General features: G+C 33.8%; 22 protein-coding genes. 3 read left to right on the top strand and 19 right to left on the bottom strand.

Annotation, left to right across the window (positions count from 1 at the left end; all coding sequences use genetic code 11):
* Positions 1 to 428 precede the first annotated feature (428 nt).
* A complete protein-coding gene (locus N4A45_12785) occupies positions 429 to 947 on the top strand; it encodes an IS3 family transposase (GenBank protein MCT4666097.1) in 519 nt (172 codons plus the stop codon).
* 304 nt (positions 948 to 1,251) lie between these two features.
* On the opposite strand, the gene N4A45_12780 is transcribed toward N4A45_12785, so the two are convergent.
* The 15 genes from N4A45_12780 to N4A45_12710 all read right to left on the bottom strand — a co-directional run bounded on the left by N4A45_12780 (position 1,252) and on the right by N4A45_12710 (position 16,289).
* The gene (locus N4A45_12780) at positions 1,252 to 1,953 is read right to left on the bottom strand and encodes a hypothetical protein (GenBank protein MCT4666096.1); all 702 of its coding nucleotides are present in this window, start codon (positions 1,951 to 1,953) and stop codon (positions 1,252 to 1,254) included.
* A gap of 16 nt (positions 1,954 to 1,969) precedes the next feature.
* The gene (locus N4A45_12775; protein ID MCT4666095.1) at positions 1,970 to 2,557 is read right to left on the bottom strand and encodes a hypothetical protein; all 588 of its coding nucleotides are present in this window, start codon (positions 2,555 to 2,557) and stop codon (positions 1,970 to 1,972) included.
* A gap of 108 nt (positions 2,558 to 2,665) precedes the next feature.
* Positions 2,666 to 3,253, bottom strand: coding sequence for a hypothetical protein (locus N4A45_12770; GenBank protein MCT4666094.1), 588 nt, complete (start codon positions 3,251 to 3,253; stop codon positions 2,666 to 2,668).
* A 1,219-nt stretch (positions 3,254 to 4,472) separates the two neighbouring features.
* A complete protein-coding gene (locus tag N4A45_12765) occupies positions 4,473 to 4,676 on the bottom strand; it encodes a hypothetical protein (protein MCT4666093.1) in 204 nt (67 codons plus the stop codon).
* A 25-nt stretch (positions 4,677 to 4,701) separates the two neighbouring features.
* Positions 4,702 to 5,265 carry a hypothetical protein gene (locus N4A45_12760; GenBank protein ID MCT4666092.1) on the bottom strand — a complete coding sequence of 188 codons (564 nt, stop codon included), beginning with the start codon at positions 5,263 to 5,265 and terminating at the stop codon, positions 4,702 to 4,704.
* 866 nt (positions 5,266 to 6,131) lie between these two features.
* The gene (locus tag N4A45_12755) at positions 6,132 to 6,302 is read right to left on the bottom strand and encodes a hypothetical protein (GenBank protein ID MCT4666091.1); all 171 of its coding nucleotides are present in this window, start codon (positions 6,300 to 6,302) and stop codon (positions 6,132 to 6,134) included.
* A gap of 307 nt (positions 6,303 to 6,609) precedes the next feature.
* Positions 6,610 to 8,214, bottom strand: a complete 1,605-nt coding sequence (locus tag N4A45_12750) for a hypothetical protein (protein ID MCT4666090.1) — start codon at positions 8,212 to 8,214, stop codon at positions 6,610 to 6,612.
* Between the two features lie 633 nt (positions 8,215 to 8,847).
* Positions 8,848 to 9,378, bottom strand: coding sequence for a hypothetical protein (locus tag N4A45_12745; GenBank protein MCT4666089.1), 531 nt, complete (start codon positions 9,376 to 9,378; stop codon positions 8,848 to 8,850).
* Entirely contained in the window at positions 9,356 to 10,294 is a 939-nt protein-coding gene (locus N4A45_12740; protein ID MCT4666088.1) for a hypothetical protein, read from the bottom strand. Before N4A45_12740 ends, N4A45_12745 begins: the two co-directional genes overlap by 23 nt.
* Positions 10,295 to 10,494: 200 nt before the next feature.
* A complete protein-coding gene (nqrF, locus tag N4A45_12735) occupies positions 10,495 to 11,790 on the bottom strand; it encodes an NADH:ubiquinone reductase (Na(+)-transporting) subunit F (GenBank protein MCT4666087.1) in 1,296 nt (431 codons plus the stop codon).
* Positions 11,791 to 11,809: 19 nt separating this feature from the next.
* Positions 11,810 to 12,430, bottom strand: a complete 621-nt coding sequence (gene nqrE / locus N4A45_12730) for an NADH:ubiquinone reductase (Na(+)-transporting) subunit E (protein MCT4666086.1) — start codon at positions 12,428 to 12,430, stop codon at positions 11,810 to 11,812.
* 5 nt (positions 12,431 to 12,435) lie between these two features.
* Complete coding sequence (locus tag N4A45_12725; GenBank protein MCT4666085.1) at positions 12,436 to 13,068, bottom strand: NADH:ubiquinone reductase (Na(+)-transporting) subunit D; 633 nt, start codon at positions 13,066 to 13,068, stop codon at positions 12,436 to 12,438.
* Positions 13,069 to 13,078: 10 nt separating this feature from the next.
* Positions 13,079 to 13,768, bottom strand: a complete 690-nt coding sequence (gene nqrC, locus N4A45_12720) for an NADH:ubiquinone reductase (Na(+)-transporting) subunit C (GenBank protein MCT4666084.1) — start codon at positions 13,766 to 13,768, stop codon at positions 13,079 to 13,081.
* 3 nt (positions 13,769 to 13,771) lie between these two features.
* On the bottom strand, positions 13,772 to 14,935 hold the full coding sequence (locus tag N4A45_12715) for an NADH:ubiquinone reductase (Na(+)-transporting) subunit B (GenBank protein ID MCT4666083.1): 1,164 nt from the start codon (positions 14,933 to 14,935) through the stop codon (positions 13,772 to 13,774).
* A gap of 1 nt (position 14,936) precedes the next feature.
* Positions 14,937 to 16,289: a Na(+)-translocating NADH-quinone reductase subunit A gene (locus N4A45_12710; protein ID MCT4666082.1), complete on the bottom strand. Its 1,353-nt coding sequence runs from the start codon at positions 16,287 to 16,289 to the stop codon at positions 14,937 to 14,939.
* A gap of 190 nt (positions 16,290 to 16,479) precedes the next feature.
* On the opposite strand from N4A45_12710, the gene N4A45_12705 reads away from it, so the two are divergent.
* On the top strand, positions 16,480 to 17,862 hold the full coding sequence (locus tag N4A45_12705; protein MCT4666081.1) for a T9SS type A sorting domain-containing protein: 1,383 nt from the start codon (positions 16,480 to 16,482) through the stop codon (positions 17,860 to 17,862).
* A 77-nt stretch (positions 17,863 to 17,939) separates the two neighbouring features.
* Here N4A45_12705 and N4A45_12700 read toward each other — a convergent pair whose 3' ends face one another.
* Positions 17,940 to 18,512, bottom strand: a complete 573-nt coding sequence (locus N4A45_12700; protein MCT4666080.1) for a hypothetical protein — start codon at positions 18,510 to 18,512, stop codon at positions 17,940 to 17,942.
* A 144-nt stretch (positions 18,513 to 18,656) separates the two neighbouring features.
* Positions 18,657 to 20,426 (bottom strand): helix-turn-helix domain-containing protein, encoded by a 1,770-nt coding sequence (locus N4A45_12695; protein ID MCT4666079.1) that lies wholly within the window; start codon positions 20,424 to 20,426, stop codon positions 18,657 to 18,659.
* Positions 20,427 to 20,619: 193 nt separating this feature from the next.
* Between N4A45_12695 and N4A45_12690 the strand changes: the two genes are divergently transcribed.
* Positions 20,620 to 21,054, top strand: a complete 435-nt coding sequence (locus N4A45_12690) for a hypothetical protein (GenBank protein ID MCT4666078.1) — start codon at positions 20,620 to 20,622, stop codon at positions 21,052 to 21,054.
* Between the two features lie 77 nt (positions 21,055 to 21,131).
* On the opposite strand, the gene N4A45_12685 is transcribed toward N4A45_12690, so the two are convergent.
* Both N4A45_12685 and N4A45_12680 read right to left on the bottom strand, forming a co-directional pair.
* Entirely contained in the window at positions 21,132 to 21,830 is a 699-nt protein-coding gene (locus N4A45_12685) for a class I SAM-dependent methyltransferase (GenBank protein MCT4666077.1), read from the bottom strand.
* A 40-nt stretch (positions 21,831 to 21,870) separates the two neighbouring features.
* Positions 21,871 to 22,626, bottom strand: a complete 756-nt coding sequence (locus N4A45_12680) for an ATP-binding cassette domain-containing protein (GenBank protein ID MCT4666076.1) — start codon at positions 22,624 to 22,626, stop codon at positions 21,871 to 21,873.

Below are 22,626 nucleotides of genomic sequence, written 5' to 3'. Positions count from 1 at the left end.
ATAAGGGGCTCGTACTTTTTCTTTACAAGAATAGAAAATAAGTAAACTTATCAAATAAAGGTAATATCTATTTTTTCCATTTAAATATCCAATAATACACAACACTATAAAGAATATTGAGATAAAGATAAATGAAAAAGATTTTATAAAAAAAAGCTCAGAATCCATAATATCAGAAAGTATCATCAGAAATAGAGGTATTGCTAAAATTACTTTGAGATATTTTAATAAATTATTAACTATCCTCATTTATATTGGCTTTTAGTTACTTAGACCGCTACGCCAATTTCTAATTTCCCGATTGGTCGGGACAAGGTGTGGACGCACCGATAATCAAACCAAATTTACATGAATTATCGAAAATCCATATTTCTCTTTTTTGACATTCATGCTGGCTACCAAGTACAACTTGGCAGTAGCGATTTAGGGTGTGTTTTTCATTGGCGGGAGCTGGGAATTTGAATATCGAACACCCCAATCAGACTTGGTCAATAGATATATCCTACGTTCCTATGGAAAAGGGATTTATGTATCTTACAGCGATTATTGACAATTATAGTCGTTATATTGTGGGTCATCAACTCTCCAATACGCTTGAAGCAGAAACTCAGACAAACCTTTTGGAACAATCGATTACACGATATGGTAAGCCAGAGATCATTAACTCAGACCAAGGATCTCAGTACACTTGTGAGAACTGGGTAAATTATTTGAAGCAACATCAAATTAAAATCAGCATGGATGGAAAAGGTAGAGATACAGATAATGCGTATATCGAACGCTTTTTTAGAACGATTAAAAGAGAAAAAATATACCTAAATCTGACCTCCAATGTATCAGAATTAAGAGAGATGATAGACGATTATGTGGATTACTATAACTATCAACGCTCCCATCAAGGAATTGAAAGGAGAAAACCAGTACATTTGTACCAGCAAGCGTCTTGAGAATTACAAAAAAGCCCCACTTCTTACGAAGGCTTTTTCGTAATCCTCAAGACTCACCGAAAAAAAAGAAGAAGAAAAAAATAATTATAAACCCAAATAAGGTGGTCTATCAAATTGGGAGTAGTACAACCGGCTACCAATTAAAAATTGGCAGTAGCGATTTACTGTGTGTTATTCATTGGCGGGAGCTGGGAATTTCCTAGAACCTTTTTGACTAAACAAACTGTGAAGTAAAATTTGAATAACTTACTTTTACTTCAAGTGATTTGAGCAGTCACCATACCAACCTGATAAATTACTCATTTTAGTAATAACCATATTGATAAATAGAGCCCTCTCCAGATTTTCCCAATTCTAACATTTTTTGGTAAAAATAATCCTGAATAAGTACATTTTGTTTATCCTCAAGCCATGATAAGATTAACTTTCTATTCAATATTTCTTCAACTTCAAAGGTTTGATACTTTTCAAGGCTATACAATTCGTTATCATTTTTTTTATTGTAGTATAACTTCGGTATTTCACCGTAAGATACATACTCTAGATAATCTTTAGAAAAAGAGAGTTTTGGCTCTAAAAACCATATCTTTTGAAAAAAACTTAATTTTAAGTACAAATTATAATAATTCTGTAAGATCATCAAATCTTCTTTAGAATTATTCTTATTTGATTTTATCTTATACAGCTCTTTTTCTGTGGAATAAAATCTCTCCATGACAAAATCATGATCAATAATATCACTATGAGTACTTAAATATTGAATATATTGATTCATTTCATAAAAAACACTAGGATTGTATAGTTCATCTATTAACAAGTTTGCTATCTCATATTTATTTGTTGAATCAACTTCTTCAAATTCATTTCCATTTAATACTAGGAAATAAAAAATATTTTTTTCTTGCATTTCACTTTTTTTAAAGTTGTCTTTACTTACCTTACGAATCTCATTAGAGTTACAGGAAATAATTAACAAAACGAATAATAACTTTACAAATTTTTTCATATCATTTTTTTCGAAGTTAATAATGACCTACAGCAGGCTTTTTCGCTTCCTTTCGAATATCAGAAGATATACTTTGAAGCCTCTTGTTGGCATTGGCGCTTAAGTTAGTCTCTAATTTTAAATATCCACCTGCATCATTAAGCCTATTAATAGCTTCTGTTACTGCTTCTGGATTAGAATTGTATAAATTAAGATAAGCTTTTCTATCGATTACTAATATACCGTTATCTCTACCTAAATTCTTCATATTTCCAACTACTTGATCCACTCCTTTATTGAGTTTGTCTAGATATGAAGAACTAAACTTATCGATATTTTTAGGATCCCAAGACTTCACTTCAATTGTAAAAGAAGTACTCTCAAAAAAGAACTTTTGATTGTATGAACCATCTGCATCATGAAAAGCAAAAGCATGAAACAAAGGGAGTTCCCCCTTATCTTTTCCTGTTCTAAAATCATACCAAGCATCTAGATTAACAAACATCGCAATATCTTCAGTTCTAGTTAATCCATAATACAAATATGAATTATCATTATCTGCTTCTATTCCCCCGCTACCGCCAATTTCTAATTTCCCGCTACTCGGGACAAGGCGTGGACACACCGATAATCAAACCAAATTTACATGAATTATCGAAAATCCATATTTCTCTTTTTTGTCATTCATGCTAGCTACCAAGTACAACTTGACAGTAGCAACTTTTACTTTATTTTACTTAGCGGCAGCTGGGGCATGATAGTTTGCACCATTACCCTTAATTCTATAATAATTTGTTAGCTTACGTTTTTTAAACTCCTTATCTTTACGTAGTTGATTTGTTAATTCTACCAATTTTTTTAAACCGATATTGGTGTGTTTGAAATCTTTGATGCGAATTGCTCTATTTTTATTAAAATCGCTAATGGTAAAAATAGTCAATGGTGGGCTTGATGGTAATATCCCGTCTTTATCTATAATTATGGTATCTAAATTCATAAAATAATTATTTTCATTCAACAATTTCTGAATTTTATAAATCACACGATTATCTAATTTATTGTATTCAGTCATCATAAACTTTGGATTTTTGTCACTTGGTAAATAAGATGTTATGGATAGTCCATGAGAATTAAAAATCAAATGCTGAAAGCATAAATCTTGCTCAATCTGATATGAAAAAAGTATATCACTCGAAATAATAAATTCATCTGGCTTCATATCTATGTTATAAGTTTTAACATGACAAGAAGATAAGAATAAAAAGTAAAATAATGTAAAATATTTCATAGACTTATCTTTTAATACCCCCGCTACCGCCAATTTCTAATTTCCCGATACTCGGGACAAGGTGTGGACACACCGATAATCAAACCAAATTTACATGAATTATCGAAAAGTCATCTAACATATCATTTCGAGCACTAGAGTATTTCCAATGATAGGATTTTTCGACAAGTAATGATACTGATAGATTCTACTCATCGTTTTTCCAAATTAATCTTTTTCACTGAAAACTAGAAACTCACATTAGTTTTTTTTATTGATTGCCCGATGGTTTAGTGTTTTTAAATACATACCGGTGCTCATGATAGCTTGCACCACGAACCCCAAAACTAGTGAGTATAACTTAATTTGCTTATCCGCTTGTTTCCCCTAAAAGATTTCTTGCCCAAGTTTCGACGCTGTCGCTAGGACTTTCATTTCTTTTGCTTGCCCAAAAGAAACGAAAAGAGCAATGATTGATTATCATTGTGATTCGAAAAGGGCACTTTTTGGAAGGTATTTTTTGATTAAAAATCAAAAACCATATTTGATTTTCTAAATTTCCTCCAAGGCTTCGGAAATTCTTAACGAAAATCAAATATTATACTGACCAAAAAGACATCTGCTCATTTCGGAACTGTTTGGGGGAAACATACGGATAAGCAATTAACTTAATATATTCTTCAATAGAATAAATAAAAAAGGAAAAGCTATACATATATATGTTAAGTATCTTAAGTACAAATTAATTTTCATACGTTTTTGATACTTAACTGGAATATTTCCATTTTTCAAATCCATTTTAATTCTTTTAATAGGAATACCCATAGGAGTATTTATATTTTCATAAGGAAATATAATCATGTACAATTTTGTTGTATTCTCTGTCACTCTAAAAATACAAGCCAAAAGAAAAACTATAGGCAAGTATTTGATTAAAAAATCCATCTTAATAGCTATTTTTTACTGTAGAAATTGTATTTAATATTTCAGCTTTATCAAATGACACTCCACTTTCAGAATGAACTTTATTAATTAAATAATTTACTGCTTTTTCAACCCCCCGCAACCGCCAATTTCTAATTTCCCGATACTCGGGACAAGGCGTGGACACACTGATAATCAAACCAAATTTACATGAATTATCGAAAAGTCATCTAACGTATAGTTCTGAATGTTTTGTTGGTATTTTCACTTAATTCACAATCAAATTAAAACAAAAAAAGCAATGATTATCAAAACCATTGCTAATATTTACAGAAGCTAAACTATTGTTCTAAGAGTTTAGCTTAGCTAACATATCTTGAAAGTCTTTCACATTTCGAGGGTTAGAAAAGTATTCATTTATAGGACGAACCTTTTCTTTAGCAAATTTAACCCCAGCCTCTAAATCCTCTTTAGTAAGCCTAGGTTTACCTGCTAAGTCTTTAGTTGATTGAGCTATATGCTGTTTTACTATTTCTTTATAAATGTTACTCATAACAATACAAATTTACGAATATTTTCTAAACTGAGGTAATTAAAACAAATTGATAATCTTTACTTCTTTTGGAGTTAAAGAACTCTACATCTTTAACTACGCTTTCATCAAACACTCTATTGTCAATATCTTTCTCTTGTATATGTCTATCATTTGAATCGACTGTTTCAATTAATTCAATTTGTTTTTTTAATGTTCCTCCATATATCTTAAACAATTTTTGAAGCTCGTCAATATTTGCTGATATTTTTCTTAGATAGAGAATATGTTTATGCTTAGTATTTCCGAAAAACAAAACATGAGCGTTGTTATTAATACTCAAGAAGTTTATCAAGCACTTAAAAACCGTTGCAAGAACCTTGCTAAAGTCATTATTATTTACATCTGATTTATCATTAGTTCTCCTTGTTCCATCTATTTCAGTTTCAATATTTCCAAAGCCTAAATTATAGGTTTGGAGATTGTCAATTGGAGAAAAAGCTACTTGCTTAATAATCTCATGCTCTCCAGTACTGATAAACGAATAAAAATATATATCATCAACAATTCCATCAAAGGAGTATGTATAAGCGTCTTCTAAAAATTCCATATAAGCAAATATAACTCAAAGGGATCATATTTCTCTGCATTGTCACAACGAACAACACCCTATCTTCGGCATAAACTTCTCCCCTGCCAAAGCCAAGCTTTTTATATCATGAACCTTGTAATTACCTGCACTTTAAATGCATCTACACCCTGCTCTGTATTGGGCATTCTCAGGTTTTCTGTTTGTATCTATCTTGTAATTCGTGAAGCTCTGATTTGATTAAATCCCGTGAATTTTGGATTCTGTTTTTTTGAGTTGTTTACTGAGTTTGACAAATCACTACGTCGACAGTTGTCGCCCCAATTTATTTGCTCTCTTGCTAAGAAAATTTCCTAGAACCTTTTTTTACTCGAATAGGTTACCTGAGAAAAAACCTATTTTACTACATTTTATCTGTCAATGATTTACGAATTCAACACCTGTTTTTTTTGTCAATTTGACACATGATAGCTGGCATCAATAACTATATAGAATCCAAAAAGAAATTATAAAAAGTGTGATTAAATTTAACACAAGAAATCTATAATTATCCTTCAAACTATTTCGCTTTAGATAAATCATGAGAAGAATCCCTAAAACTATAATCATAAGATTAACTGGTGCCAATATATAAACATAATTTATCAATATTCCAGAGCGGATCCAGTTTATCATTTTAATAGTTTCTGGAATAATTACTAATACAATCATAAATATATTTACAATAGATAATATTTGGTTATACTTCCTCATTTCTGTTCATTATTTTGTATGTTCAATGGAAATTGAAACCTATTTACCCACCTAATGAAAGAGTACCACTACTTCATTCCTTATTTAAACACTAGATATTTACTGTTAATTTATTCCGATTTATTTTTATTCTTTTAGTAAATACTTTTAGCTTGATCTGTTTCCATTATTCTCTGAAAAACTTGGTTATCATCGACTGGTGCGCTATGTGCTTCTAATCCATTTTGTTCCCAATTCTGATAATCAGAGTTTGCATTTCTACTCCAAATACAGTACTTCCATCTATGGCCATTGGCTGCACCCATCTGCTATTGTCATTTACATATACTGACTTGTAGTTGCTTTCCCTCCTTATTTGCCTGTATCTAGAAATTTTTCCTAGCATCTTTGTATTCAAATAGGCGACCTGAGAAAAAAATTATTTAATTAAAAATCAACAATCTACATGTAAATTATTTGTTTTATCGTCAATTGGACTTATGAAAGTTTACAGCTAAAGTTCTGCAATAAAATTTACAGTTTTTTTTTACCCAATACTGAACCAATAAAAAAAGAGGCTGTCCTTAATGTCGGGACAGCCTCTTGTTAGGTTTTATTACTTACTGTTCTTTTTTAATTTTTAATGCATCTTACTGGAACTACTGAAAAATTAGGTGCAGAATTAACATTAGTATAAGTAGAGGAAACCAAACCGGCTGCCCCTGGTTTTCCTCGAAAAACTGCATTAGTATGAAAAGTTGGTGATGGGGTGATACCTACATTCGCAGTAACATGCAAATATAGAGCACCGAAATCTTCACTTCCAGCTGCAGGGAATGAAGGTAAAGTTCCTGAAGTTGTAGCCACATTTCCTGTTACGAATGGTATCTTTAAGAAAAATCTATTGGCATTACCTGGTATTGTATTATCCCATGCCCCTACATAATGCGCATTAACACTGTTGACCCCGACAACATCTATCGCAAGTTCAAATGCTCTAAGTTCATCATGCCATTCATCACGTGTTGGGATTCTATATCCTGTAGGGCAAGGATCCCCCCCCGAAGTATGAGAATTGTAAGACTGACCAGCAGCTAATGTTGCATGTGTTGTACTCCAAGTAATAGCAGGAGCTGAGTTTGCACCGTATCTAAATAAACAACCATAAGCCATATTGTCTGTACCTGATATCGCAGCTCTAGATGCACCAAGGTTTCTATCCATCCATACTTTTCCTGTGTATGGAGAGGTAACATCAACTATCGTTGTTGCTGAAGTACTTAGGCAGGATGCTACATTTGTAACAGGAGGCGAGACAACTCGAGTAAGAGTACAAGTTTGCCCTCCTAAAGTGATACTAAAGCTCGCAGTTCCAGAAGTAGCTGATGTACCTACTATTGAAGCTGTTACTGATCCATTTCCATTTGCAAGTGTGTTTGCTGCTATTGTTAACACTAAGCCTGTTACTCCTGTGGAGTTCGATGTAATGGTATTAAATGCTTGTCCATTTCCTCCAGTATAGCTTATTGACGAAGAAACATTTGCAGCTGCACCTTGTGTTATGCTACCTGAATGTGATGCAGTATTACAGCCTAAAGTTGTTACTGTAGCTGGTGGTGTTACATTTCTCTGTAAGGTACAAGTTTGCCCTCCTAGGGTGATATTAAAATTCGCAGTCCCTGAGGTTGCTGGAGTTCCTGATATTGTAGCAGTTACTGATCCATTTCCATTTGCAAGTGTGTTTGTTCCTATTGTTAACACTAAACCTGTTACTCCCGTTGAGTTAGCCGTGATTGCTGTGAAATTACCCCCATTTCCTCCAGTATAATTTATTGATGAGGAAACATTTGCGGCTGAACCTTGTGTCATATTACCAGAATGTGATGCTCCTGCACAATCTAAACTTGTAATAGATGGTCCTCCTAATTTACCTAAGCATGTCCAAATTGGAGCTTGGGGAGTCCCTGTATTTATTTGCAGACAATTCTCTGTAGTATTATACAACATTAGTCCTGAGGCAGGTGTAATAATTGTATTCCTCTGTGCTGTAGTCATTCTAGGAGGTAAAAAACCTCTGGTTGTTGATTCTAAATGTAATGCTGCTGAAGGATGCGTATTAGTTGTACCAATCCCTACTTGTGCGGTTGTACCTATTGTAAACAATAAAAATATCCAAGTAAATGTACAACAAAATACAGATAGCTTAAATGTTTGATTTTGAGCAATGTGTGTTTTCATAATTAATTTTTTTAAATACTAAAATGTATTTATTTTAAGAATATTAATAAAACCAAACGCAAATATAAGAATATTTTTTATATTATACCATTTACGGCTTGAATTTTTAAAACAACACCCCATTTTTCCTTCTTCAAATTGATAAGCATGCTTTAGTGTACTACTCCCCAAAAGACAGACCATTGTCTTATTTGATAAAAGTACGTAAATTAGGAGATATGAGTACAAGAAGACAAAGACGTAAATTCGATTCCAGTTTCAAAGCCAAGCTTTATACATCATGAACCTTGTAATTCTCTGTACTTGAAATATATTTATGCCCTGCTCTGTATTGAGCTATTCTCCGGTTTTCTGTTTGTATCCATCTTGTAATTCGTGAAGCTCTGATTTGATTAAATCCCGTGAATTTTGGATTCTGTTTTTTTTGAGTTGTTTACTGAGTTTGACAAATCACTACGTCGACAGTTGTCGCCCCCGTTTATTTGCTCTCTTGCTAAGAAAATTTCCTAGAATCTTTTTTTATTCGAATAGGTTACCTGAGAAAAAACCTATTTTATTACATCTTACTCTTCAGTAACTTACGGATTAAGTCGCCTGTTTTCTTGTCAATTGGGCTCATGATAGTTTGCACGATTACCTATTTTCGACACACTCACTCTCAAAGACAACCCGATCAAAATCTAAAATACCTACAATGTCATAAATCTTCACCTTACGTTTTTTGAATTTTCTTATTTTGCCATCTTTATTGAATATTGGAAAATAATGTTTTTCATAAGGATTATCATCTCGATATATAAAACGAATCTTAATTGGATAGTATGCAAGCCAACAGTCTTTACAATTACCTTCAAAATTTATTGAAATTTCGGATCCACCATCATAATTTCTGAGAAACGAATAACCTGACTCGGTAAATTTAATGAGTTCCTCATGAACACCATAATCCATTACTTTTGCAAGTTTAAACACACTACTAAATTTTGGATTTAAGATACCTTGACAACTGCGATCAGGTTTATAAATAAATTGATGTATTTGACCTTCTACTAAATTATACTCAGTAAAAAATAAACCTTCTATTGTATCTAACTGTAAATATTGCCTAAATATGTTATGACAAAAAAATAAAAAAAATAATCTAATTACTTTGTACATGTCCATCTAATGTATTTATTCTAATAATATCTTTTGTGTTTGAAGATGTTGCTTTTACCTTACCTGGTCGATTACTTTCTAAAGTTGTACCAGATGGGTAAACAGCATTACCGTTTTCATCTTTTTCATGTTCATGTCCTGCCATATTATGAGAGCCTACTTCATGAGTTATTATTTCAGTAAAATTTAGTGTGCGATCTGATATGATATTTTCCACATTAGGGTTTATTATCACACCTTTTCTTCCACCACCAAATTCACCTTCTGCTCCAGTTGTAGAATTGCTCCCATATCTACTACTAGGTGCAACAGTAGCTCTAGAATTTTCTCCGCTAAAGTATTTATCAAATCCTTCTTTAGAATTATCAAACTCGTCAACTACTTCTGCAGTAACATCATACGTAACATTGACTGCATACCCCTTACCTTCATTATATTGACTTTCAGAAATAAATTCAGGTTCTACACCATTTTGTAATGGTTCTTTAATATATATAATTCCATTACCTGTAGTAAAATTATCACTAAATTGTTGTGTGTCAAAATTTACATTTAAACTTCCATCTTTAGTTTGAAGGAATAACTCAACATGTTTTACAATAGATAGATCCATAGTCCTATTACTATGATCAAGATTATGAACAACTAGTTTTTCAAGCCCTTCTAATTCTATTGCATGAATAACCATATTTTCAGAAAACGCATATGGCGAATTGTGAGGATATTTAGGAGCTAAAGGATCAACAGCAAAGAACCTACCTAATCTAGGATCATGCATTCTATATTTAAAGCTAATTGAATTACCTTCTCCTTTAATTTCATCATCAACTTCCTGTCCCTGAAATCCGAATCTATAACCCTCTGGTTGTGTTTCATACCTCCCTGGCATTTGTTCACTTTTGTTTATTTTATTGGTGTTCACCTGTTCGCTATCGCTCGGGTGCATTCCAAAGGGGTAGTAATCTGACAATATAGGTAAATATGAATCCACACACTAAAGATAAAGAAAAATCCTAATAATCGCCATCCAAAAATAGAAAGCTCCAAAAATTGTTACAAAGAAAAAACCACTTCCAAAAAAAGATTTGAAAGTGGTTTATGATATTCTTGTTAAAACTTGGTTTATCCTCCAAAGTCGTCAAAACGAACATTTTCTGGTGGTACTCCGAAGTCGTCACACATTTTTACTACGGCATTGTTCATCATTGGTGGTCCACAGAAGTAGAATTCTATATCTTCTGGGGCATCATGATGGTTTAGGTAGTTGTCTATTAAGGCTTGGTGAACAAATCCTACGAATCCGTCTCCTTCGTCGTTGATGTCTTTTTTCACTTGCCAATTATCTTCTTCCAATGGTTCAGATAGTACTAGGTGAAGTTTGAAATTCGGGAATTTTGCCATCAAATCTTCGAAATAGTGAATATAGAAAAGTTCACGCTTAGAACGTCCTCCATACCAGTAAGAAACTTTACGTCCTGTTTTCATGGTGTGGAACAGTTCATAAAGGTGAGAACGCATTGGTGCCATACCTGCTCCTCCTCCTACATAGATCATTTCGGCATCCGAGTCTTCATTGATAAAGAATTCTCCGTAAGGCCCAGAGATCGTTACCTTATCTCCTACTTTTCTTGAGAACACATAAGATGATGCAACCCCTGGGTTTACATCCATCCAAGCGTTTTTATCACGATCCCATGGTGGTGTAGCGATACGAACGTTTAGCATAATCTCACGTCCTTCTGCAGGGTAAGAAGCCATTGAGTAGGCTCTTTCTACTGTTTCAGGGTTTTTCATAACCAATGGCCAAAGTCCGAATTTATCCCATTCTGTTTGGAATTTATTAGGCTCTCCTGGGTGATCCGTTGGATGTGCTTCTATATCCATATCCGAGAATTTTATTTCACATTCTGGAATTTCTATTTGGATATATCCACCTGCTTTATAGTTCATATCTTCAGGAATTTCTACAACAAATTCCTTGATAAATGAGGCAACATTGTAGTTTCTTACTACGGTAGCTTCCCATTTTTTTACTCCAAATACCTCTTCAGGTACTTCGATAACCATGTCGTTCTTTACTTTTACCTGACAACCCAAACGCCAGTGGTCTGCGGCTTCTTTACGTGAAAAGTGTGGTTTTTCTGTAGGAAGAAGTTCTCCTCCTCCTTCTATTACCTGACATTTACACTGGATACAAGTACCTCCACCTCCACAAGCTGATGGTAGGAAGATTCCGTTGTCTCCTAGTGTTCCTAGTAGTGTTGCTCCAGACTGAACTTCGATTTCTTTTTCTCCGTTAATTTTTAGTTTAACAGGTCCAGAAGGAGATAATTTTGATTTCGCAAAAAGTAGTATTCCAACTAAAGCCAAAACGACTATTAAGAATACGATTACGGTTGTAATTACTGTAGCTCCCATTTTGTTTTTCTGACTTTAATTATAGTTTAATACCCATAAACGCCATAAATGCAATACCCATCAATCCTGTGATGATAAAGGTAATTCCTAATCCACGAAGTGGTGCAGGTACATTTGAATAACGAATTTTTTCTCTAATAGCCGCAATAGATACAATGGCTAAGAACCATCCGATTCCTGAACCTAATGCAAATGTTGTTGCCTCTCCGATATTGGCATATTGTCTTGATTGCATAAAAAGTGCTGCTCCAAGAATCGCACAGTTTACGGCGATAAGTGGAAGGAAAATCCCCAACGAAGCATAAAGCGATGGAGAAACTTTTTCTACAATCATTTCAACGAGCTGTACGATAGAAGCAATTACGGCAATAAACATAATGAATGAAAGGAAAGATAGATCGATCGTTTCCATTCCTTCAATTCCTGTCCAAGCCAAAGCGCCTTCTTTCAATACATAGTTTTCTAGCAAATAGTTTACTGGAACGGTTACCAACAATACGAAGATAACGGCGGCTCCAAGTCCTACGGCTGTTTTTACAGATTTCGATACTGCCAGGTATGAACACATACCAAAGAAGTAGGCGAATATCATGTTGTCGATAAATATCGACCTAACGAAAATACTTAATAATTCTTCCATGGTTCTTAGTCTTCAATAAGGTTTTTGTTTCTCGAACGTTGGAACCAAATAATCAATCCTACCGTTACCAAAGCCATTGGAGGAAGAATCATCAGGTTGTTGTTCATATATCCCATAGCGTATAATCCTGTTTGCTCAGTAGCTGAACCGAAAATTTCCATTCCGTAGATTTTTCCTGAACCCAAAAGTTCACGGAAGAAAGCTACAATTACAAGGATAATTCCGTATCCCAAAGCATTTCCTACTGCATCTACTGCAGAAGATTTTACATCGTTACCCAATGCAAAGGCTTCAAGACGTCCCATGATAATACAGTTGGTAATAATCAGACCAACAAATACCGAAAGTTTTTCTGATACATCTGGTAAAAATGCTTTCAAAACTTCGTTTACAATAATTACCAATCCTGCTACTACTACTAGCTGAACGATAATTCTTATTCTCGATGGAATAATGTTTCTGAGTCCCGAGATAATCATGTTGGCAGCAATCAATACGAAAAGTACCGACATAGACATTACCACGGCTTGCTCCACTTGTACCGTAATGGCAAGTGCAGAACAGATTCCCAAAACTTGAACCGTAATCGGGTTATTATCGTTTAGGGGGTCTATAATTAGTTTTTTATAATCACTCATAATCTGCTTACTAGTTTAGTGATTGAAAATATTGATAGTATTTCTCAGCCGTTCTATTGAACATCTCTTCAACTCCTTTAGAAGTAATAGTACCACCTGTGATGGCATCTACTTCGTAGGCGTTTTGAGCTCCCAATCCTGTTTTTACAACAATCACTGGTTTGTCAATTTTCTCACCGATATACTGCTTAGTAAAGAGTGGAGTTTTGATCTCGGCTCCTAGTCCTGGAGTTTCTCCTTGGTGATCAAAACGTACTCCGAAGATGGTCTTTTTATCAGATTTGATAGACATATAACCCCAAACTGGACCCCAAAGTCCTTTTCCGATCATGGGAATTACATAAAATTTCTCACCTTCTTTTTCACAGATATACAAAGGCAAGTTTCTATCCGCCTCTTTGATATCTTTATCTCTATATTCTTTTCGAATATTTACTTTAAAAGCTTCTACTGTAGCTTTGTCTTTTCCAGAAATTACAAGAGCTTCTTTTACATGTTCTTTGTAAAGAGTTTCGGCATTTTCACGACTTGCTTCTACACCGATGGCTCCAAGGATATCCATACGTTTTTTATCGTCTTGGTTTTTCTTTTGCATATCTTTTAGTCCCATAGATAGCGATGCCAAAATGGCTCCTACTACTACTACAAGAACAAAAGCAAAAACGAAGGTAAACGTACTACTGTTTTTATCTACTGCCATAACTTATGCTTTTACTCGTTTTAGACGTTTTGTCACATTAGATTGTACCACATAATGATCAATCAATGGTGCCATGATATTCATAAATAAAATAGCCATCATCATTCCTTCTGGATAGGCTGGATTAAGCACACGGATAAGCATTGCAAGAAGTCCTACAAGGAATCCATATATCCATTTTCCAGTTTCTGTTTGTGAAGCTGTTACAGGATCTGTTGCCATAAATACAATTCCGAATAAGAATCCTCCAATTAACAAGTGTTCAAGTACTCCTGTCATCATCAAGGCATTATCTTCATTTCCTACGGCATTCATAAGAGCAATCATCAATGTTCCACCAATAAGGCTAGAAAGCATGATTTTCCATGAACCAATTCCTGTGTATATAAGTAGCATTGCTCCAAGGATAATTGCCAAAGCTGAAGTTTCTCCTACTGATCCTGGTATAAACCCAAAGAACATATCTGCAATAGATGTACTTTCGATGCTTCCATTGTTTGCCAATGTTCCTAATAATGTTTCTCCTGAAATAGCATCTACTCCATAAGCTGCTGGATTATCTCCTCCTGCTACCCAAATTTTGTCTCCAGACATTTTTGTTGGATAAGCAAAAAACAAGAAAGCACGAGCGGTAAGTGCTGGGTTTACAATATTCATTCCTGTACCACCAAATACTTCTTTACCGATCACTACGGCAAATACTACGGCTACCGCTAACATCCAAAGTGGAACATCAACAGGTACAATCAACGGAATAAGCATTCCCGATACTAAATATCCTTCATTTACAGAGTGTCCTCTTTGAATCGCAAAAGCAAATTCAATAAAAAGTCCTACTCCATAAGATACAATCAACAATGGAAGTACTTTCCAAAGTCCAAACATGAAGTTCTCCATTAAAGAAGCTTCTGTTCCCAAGGCTGCATGATGCTGTAATCCTACATTGTACATTCCAAACAAAAGTGCTGGAATCATAGCGAAGATTACGGTTACCATCGTACGTTTTAGATCAATACCATCACGGATATGCGACCCTTTGTGGGTTACATGATCTGGTACATAAAGTAGCGTTTCTATACCTTCAAAGGCGGGCATGAATTTTTCCCATTTTCCACCTTTTTCAAAATTAGGTTTTACGCTGTCGAGTTGTTTTCTAATAAATTTCATCCTAGCTTAACTCTTTTTTAACCAAATCTAATGCTTGACGAATAATTTCTTGCACTTCTATTTTTGAGGTACAAGCAAACTCGGCTAAGGCAAAATCTTCAGGGGTTACTTCATAGATTCCCAATCCTTCCATTACTTCGATATCTCTGGCAAGGGCAGCTTTTATCAATTGTACTGGATATACATCTATTGGGAAATATTTTTCGTATTCACCAGAGACCACAAAGGCTCTTTCTTCTCCTTGTAGATTCGTATGGAATGAGAATTTCTTTCCTGGCATTAACCAAGATAAATACGTTCTCGATAAACTATACTTTTTAGGATTTGGTGTCGTCCATCCCATGAATTCATGGTGATTTCCTTCTGGAATTACGGTGAGTTCATGACCATAGAAATTGATGGCGCTTTCTCCCTCAAGTTTTAGTCCTGTAAGAACGTCTCCAGAGATCAAACGAACGTTGTCTCCTTTTACTTGATTCCCCAAAATATCTTTTACCTGTGCTCCTTGAATAGCTCGGTAATACTTTGGTTCTTTTATTTCTTCACCACAAAGTGCCAAGATTTTAGTAGCATCGTATTTTCCATTCATCATGGTTTTCCCAATCGCTACAACACCTTGAGGATTCGTGTACCAAACAGTTTCTCCTTTGTTGATAGGATCAAGCTTATTGATTTGAACTCCATTATTCCCTGCAGGGTGCGGTCCACTAAAAGTGTTTTTTACCACTCCTTGAGCATTGGTAAACACTGTAGAATTGTTTCCTTTACCTTTTAGGTTTAAATGAACTTTTCCTGAAGTCAATTTCGCCAATACATTCAATCCCATTTGGAAAGCTTCGCTTTCACCTTCCACCATAAAGCTTTCGTCTGCTGCCAAAGGAGCCGAGTTGAATGCTGAAATATTGATGTTTTTAGGAACAAAAGCTGGGTCGGCAATTACAGCATAAGGTAGCTGTTTTATCATTGGCCAAACTCCAGATTTTAGAAGGTAGTTTAGAATGTCTTCGCGCGAGCTTGTTTCAATGTTGATAGTACCTAGATCTTCAAATTGATCCTCTGCGTCTGCTTTTATAACAATTTCCATGATCTTCCTTTTGGCACCACGTACAATTTCTTGGATTTCTCCCGAAACTGGTGATACAAAATTCACATCCGGTACATTTTTGTCATAAAAGATGGGTGTTCCGACATTCACTTTAGCACCTGCCTTTAAATGAAGTTTTGGTGTAACTCCATGAAAATCGTCAGGTCTGATAGAATAAACCGAAGAACGTGGAGCTTCCTCCATTTTCAGTTCAGCTTTTCCTATCATAGGAATATCAACACCTTTCTTAATACGAATCTCTCTGGACATAATCCTTGCGTTGATTTTATGTTTTTGTTTTAAATTGCAAATGTAAGGTTTCGTAAGTTCTTGTAAAAGGGATTTTGTTATTTAGATTCATTCTATATTACACCATCATTTACGCACCAAAACACTCTAAGCCACTTCTTTCCCGAAAAAAATAGCTAATTTTATATGCAACAGACAAATATCTATAATTATGCAATATCTTTTTATCCTACTTTCAATGCTTTTTCTGGCAGGGCCTCCAATGCAGCTATTAGCTCAAAACTGGGAACCTTTTCCACATGAGAGGACTATGTTTGAAATTCAGAATTCTGCAAAACATTTTTATTTACCTCTAAACAAAAATGGTTTAGATAGTTTTAAATCCATTTCTTATTCAAACTTTTACAATCATTTAAAGGATGATGTTATAAACAATTTTATTGATTCAGACCCTTTAACCGCAGAATGTGTTTCAAACGGTGAGTGGCAGAACTTTTTTTGGCTAGAAACTTATCATTGGCAGAACAAAAAACTAAACCTTACTTCAGGAAATAAGAGTATAATTATAGATTTTTACCAAAACTCTTCGTTTAATATATCAGGCACAAACTACTACTCATCATTAGATAGTCTTTATTCAAATGGAAATGACTCTTTAGCACTTTTTAGGATTTATCATTCGGCTTCCAACAATGTTATAATTAACTCTGAGGTAATCTTATCAAAATTAAAAGGCATCATAGAAATGCCTATTACTAAAGCATTTCCCATTATTTTAAAAGCACAGTGGAAGGGAAAATTGGAGGATATATATCCCTACAAATATGGTTTTCAATACTTAAACAATTTACATCATGCTGGTGATGAAATACATTATTATTATAAAGATAACGACGTAGAAGACGATTATTTCAGTACAAGCTATGTCAAAGTAATATACGATAACATAATTGTTGACACGATCAATCACAAGATAACAACCCAATATCAAGAATGGTCTTCACAACATCAATCATTTATCTATAATAATCAAAATTATGATACGGTTATTTATAATACTTTTCCAAATCCGAGCTATAAAATTACTCAATTAAGCCAAAATAAAGATTTTTTAGGAAAATATTATTTTTTGGATAGTAATTCTAGCTTTCACTTTTATTCAAGTTATAACACAACTCTTCAATCGGGAAAAGATATATACTTCTGGTATCAACCACATATTGGGTTTCAACAATATTTCACCAATGATTTTATGACAGATTCCGTTGATGCCGAAAAAAGGGTTGTTTATTCCAAAATAAATGGTGTTGAGAGCGGTATTCCTCTTCCTGACAGTATATTTATGGAATTATCTACCCAAGAACAATCCACACAACCCGAAATACGCATTATAAACAATCAAATTACCTTATTAAATCCAGAAAAATACCTCCGTGGAATTGTTTTGGACATTCAAGGAAAATATGTTGAAAATTTAGAGAAAAATGACCTAAATAAACCCATTGATTTTTCGGATAAAAGTAAAGGAGTTTACCTATTAAAACTAGAGGATATTGAGGGAAATATTGGGATCAAAAAGTTTATTATTCGTTAATCAAAATAATGTTTGATAAAAAAATTGAAGCCTCCATTTTTTCAACAAAAATGGAGGCTTTTTTTTAAGTTTCACAATTAAAACCAACTAAATCCAAAGCCAAAACCGAAAGTTATGGCATCTAGATGCGCTTCATTGGGCAAAAAAGCTCTTCCTAATAAAATTCTAGACTGCATACTTAAAGCAAAATTCTTTGTTTTGAAAAATTCACGCCCAGTACTTAAAGATACGGCACATCCGTAATGCCACTCATCACCCTTTTTGATATCATACAAGGCTGAACCATCTATTGACATTCCTATTCCCGCATGAATCCACCAAGAATCCATTAACCAATATTGAACTCCTGGCAAAAGCGCTCCAAAGTGCCGATCTCTTCCATTTTCATCGTAAATAACTCCTAATTTTGAGAGTGTTAATGCCGTATTTTCGTTTAGAAAATAACCCAATTTTAAGTCTGGAAAAGTGAATGAACCTTGAGATTTGTCAAAGCCTGTAGTTTTCTTACTATCAAAAAATCGGATATTTCCATATCCCAAAGAAAATTCCACAAGCATTCCTTTTCTTGTAGCTACTTTTACGGCAGTTTCTTGAGCTTGAGATTTAATTATGAACAAAGAAAACAATAAACCTATTAATACTTTTTTCATCTTTTTTTTCGTGTTTAATAATGATACGAGGCAAAGATGAAAATATCAAAAGAGTGAATCGTTCTGAATTATATTTTCGAACTTCTTTGATTTTTCGGGGAATCGTTTTTCTTTATAGGCATTATCGCCAAGCCATATTTTACTCTATTTATGAGACTTCACCCATTGGCTAGGTGACATATTTTCTTTTTTCTTAAAAAAAGTATTAAAAACACTTTTGGAATTATAACCGCTTTCAAAAGCTAAACCCAATAAGGTAATATGAGAATTTTCTGGTAAAATGGCTATCTTCTTAAAATATTCATGTCGGTAACCGTTTATAAATTCATTGAAATTCACCCCCAAAACTTCATTAATTAAATAGGATAACTTATTGGTGGTTGTTTCTAATGTTTCTGCAACCGTTGTCAAGTTTAAATCTGCATTTAGATAAGGTTCTTCTTTTTCAAAAAATGAAACCAAAGCTTGCTCTAATCGACCTTCTTCATGGGTATCAATAATCTTTTTAGTATACTTATCTTCCTTTCTAAACACCTTCACGCTTTCTTTTTGTAAAGAAGAGCTGTGAAGACTCTCGAAATCCTTGATTTTTTTCAATTTTTCGAACATTGGGTTTACTCGATAATTGATTACCTGTCCTCTCCTTTTCTCAATATATTTTTTTAGTAAAACAAAAGCTTCTTGATGATAATCACTATTGGCAAGAATGTATAAATGAAATGGTGTTATTTCAGAAATATTTTCATCTGCTTGCATCCATTCTGATAATTCATCTTGAGACAACTCAATACTTTCAATATGAATGCATTGATAAAGTTGTTGATATAAATCCCACTCTGGTGATTCTTGATAAGATTTCTTTAAAGTATCAAAGTCATTCATCAAAATAAGACAAAGAACCCTCAAATGATGTGCAATGGGAAAATGAGGATCTAGAACTAATGCTTCATTCAGAAAATGAATAGATTTTGAGTATTTTTTTTGATTATAAAAGGTATGGGCATGTGTATATAAGTTATTTTTTGAAATAGGATCAAGCTCCAAAAGACGCTTAGTATAGCTTTCTGTCTCCTCAAAATAACCATGTAAAAGATACAGTTCTGCCATTGCCTCAAGCCCATCAATATGATTAGGATTCACTTCCAATACTTTCAAGATATATTGATGAGCCAACTCATAGTTCCATTCTCCCCAAAAAAACCTCCCTACGATAGACAAAGGATATTCTGGAAGCGTAACATCAAGTGCTTGACCTTTTAGAAAATTTTCACCTGCTTTTTCCAATCCTTCTTGAACAGGAATATATCCCCACATTGCCAGCAAACCATAACATTGGAGATTTGCATAATAAGCTTTTGCGTATTGATCATCTAGCGAAATGGCACGATCATAATATTCAATAGCTTTTTTGAGTGATTCTGGCGACCATTTCAGTTGTTCAAATCTTCCTTTTAGGAAAAAATCATAGGCATCGATACTTTTTGTGGGCTCGGTTACCAAATTGTTTTGGATCTCAAAATATCCAAAATTATTCCTCACCTCCTCTGCAATCAGTAAACTCACCTCATCTTGAAGCTGAAAAACATCGAGAAGTTCTCTATCAAAATTTTTCGACCAATAATGTGTTCCATCTGAGACATCTATTAACTGAGCCGTAATTCTCACACGATTATTGGCTTTCCTTACACTTCCTTCAAGGATGGTTCCTACTTGCAATTCCTGTCCTATTTTACGGATATCGATATTTTTACCTTTATAATTAAAAGAAGAAGTTCGTGCAATTACTTTCATCCCTTCTATATAGGTAAGCGCATTGATAATCTCCTCGGTAATTCCGTCACTGAAATACTCATTTTCAGGATCTTTACTGAAATTCACAAAAGGTAAAACCGCAATTGAAATGTTTTCTCTCATAGCTTCACAAAAATAATGAGAAAGATGAGATTTTTTGTATCCAAATCATAAAAATTGACCTAATTAACTCTTTAAAATCAAAAAACATTTGAGATTCAAATCAAAATCGCTTTAAAGAAGTACTAAATTATAAATTCGATCGACTAAAAAAGCGCAACTACCTATGTTTGCATCAACAAAAAAAAGTAAAAAAATGATTAAAAATTTTCTTTCATATCCCACAGCTGTTTGTGTTATAAAAATGATGCTCTTGGTGTTAATTACGCTTCATTCCCTCAGCTTAGTTGCACTCCTATTTTTAAACCAAAATCCTTTTGATTTTCTTTGGGGTGGTTATATTGCTGATAAAAGTACTTTTATCAAACTAGAGTTTTTTGCATTGTTCTTTAGTGGAGCGATGTTCTCTATATTTCAATATTATATAAACACAAAAAAAGAGCAATGGAAGAGGGTTCTTTGGTGGTTCGTTCTTTTATTTGCTATTTATTTCTCTTTTAATATAATGGGAAATCTATTGGCTCGCACTTGGGTGGAAAAAATAATGGCAATACCCACTTTTGTACTCGCTGTGGCATTCTGGCGAATAGTAATCGAAAAGGAAACTTCAAAACAAAGGATTCAATTATAATTGTGTCAAACCATTTCCTGTTCTTAAACAGATAAGAAGTGTTTTACAGTTACAGTATTACATAATCTTAAAAATCATTAATGGGTGATCTTTGCTAAGTATTGCCCATTTTTTTGTTGGAATATTTTCTCGATCTTCAAATTTTCTTTCACAACTTCTTTTTCCAAATCTTCAAACGAAAGATATAACCAATAGAAATACAATCCTTCTATGTTTTTGTATTTCATCTGGTAAAGGATTTCTCCTGAATGACTTTGAGCTTCTTCGGGATTATCAAAAAGATAAGATAAAGAACATGATTCTATCAATATCTGCCCATTTTGAGATAACAAGCTCTTGAGTTTTTGCAAAAACTCAGGGAGTTTCTCTCTCTTTTCTGCAATTCCTAAACCATTCATCAACAAAAGAATGGTATCAAATGATTCCTGAGGTTGGTAATCAAAAATAGAAACAAGTTCTGCGGAAATATTCTGAGATAATAAATATTCTACGGAGTAAGGTGAAATGTCAATTGCACGAATTTCTTTCCCTTGATTTTTCAGAAATCTTGAATGAATTCCTGCTCCCGCCCCTATATCCAATATTTTTCCTTTGGCGATATTTAACGCATTTTTTTCATTGGGAGGAAAATCTGCATACGTTCTAAAAAGATAAGTTAGCGGAATTTCGTCTTCATCAAATTCTGGTGACAACACCCGTACTTGCGTAGGCACATCACTTTGAGCGTATTCCAAAATTGCTAAACCCATTGGGTCATTTGCTTTGTCTAAAATCATGTAATACCATTTACGGTGTTAAATTTACTGATAGGTATAACTATCGGCTTACGTCTCTTATTTTTTTGAAAAGATCAGAAGAAAACACAAAGTCTTCTAAGTCCTCGTTCATATCCTTTATGAGGTTATCTTTTGAGCCTTCCCAAGATTTTTTCCCTTGATTAATAAAGACAATTTGATCTCCAATTTGCATCACCGAGTTCATATCGTGTGTGTTTACAATGGTGGTCATATTATACTCTTGGGTAATTTCCATCAAAAGGTCATCTATCAAGATAGCTGTTTTAGGGTCTAATCCAGAATTCGGTTCATCACAAAAAAGGTATTTTGGATTTAAGGCAATGGCTCGGGCGATAGCAACTCTTTTCTGCATTCCTCCCGAAATTTCAGAAGGCATTTTTTTATTCACACCTTCGAGATTCACACGCTGCAGGCAAAAGTTCACTCGATCTATCTGTTCTTTTGGCGATTTTTTGGAAAACATCTTTAATGGAAACATAATATTATCTTCTACATTCATAGAATCAAACAAAGCTCCACCCTGAAAAACCATTCCTATTTCTTTTCGGATTTCTTTTTTTTCTATTTGATTGAGCTCTACAAAATCTCTATTATCAAAAAGAATTTGCCCAGATGTAGGTTCAAAAATCCCCAACATGGTTTTCAAGAAAACAGTTTTTCCAGCACCAGACTGACCAATAATAAGATTACATTTTCCAGGATGAAAAACGGTGGAAATTCCTTTGAGGACTTCTTTATCGTCAAAGGCTTTTTTTAAGTTTTTTACTTCTATCAT

Source organism: Flavobacteriales bacterium (assembly GCA_025210805.1).
GTDB lineage: Bacteria > Bacteroidota > Bacteroidia > Flavobacteriales > CAJXXR01 > JAOAQX01.
This window is presented reverse-complemented; position numbering and strand designations above follow the sequence as displayed.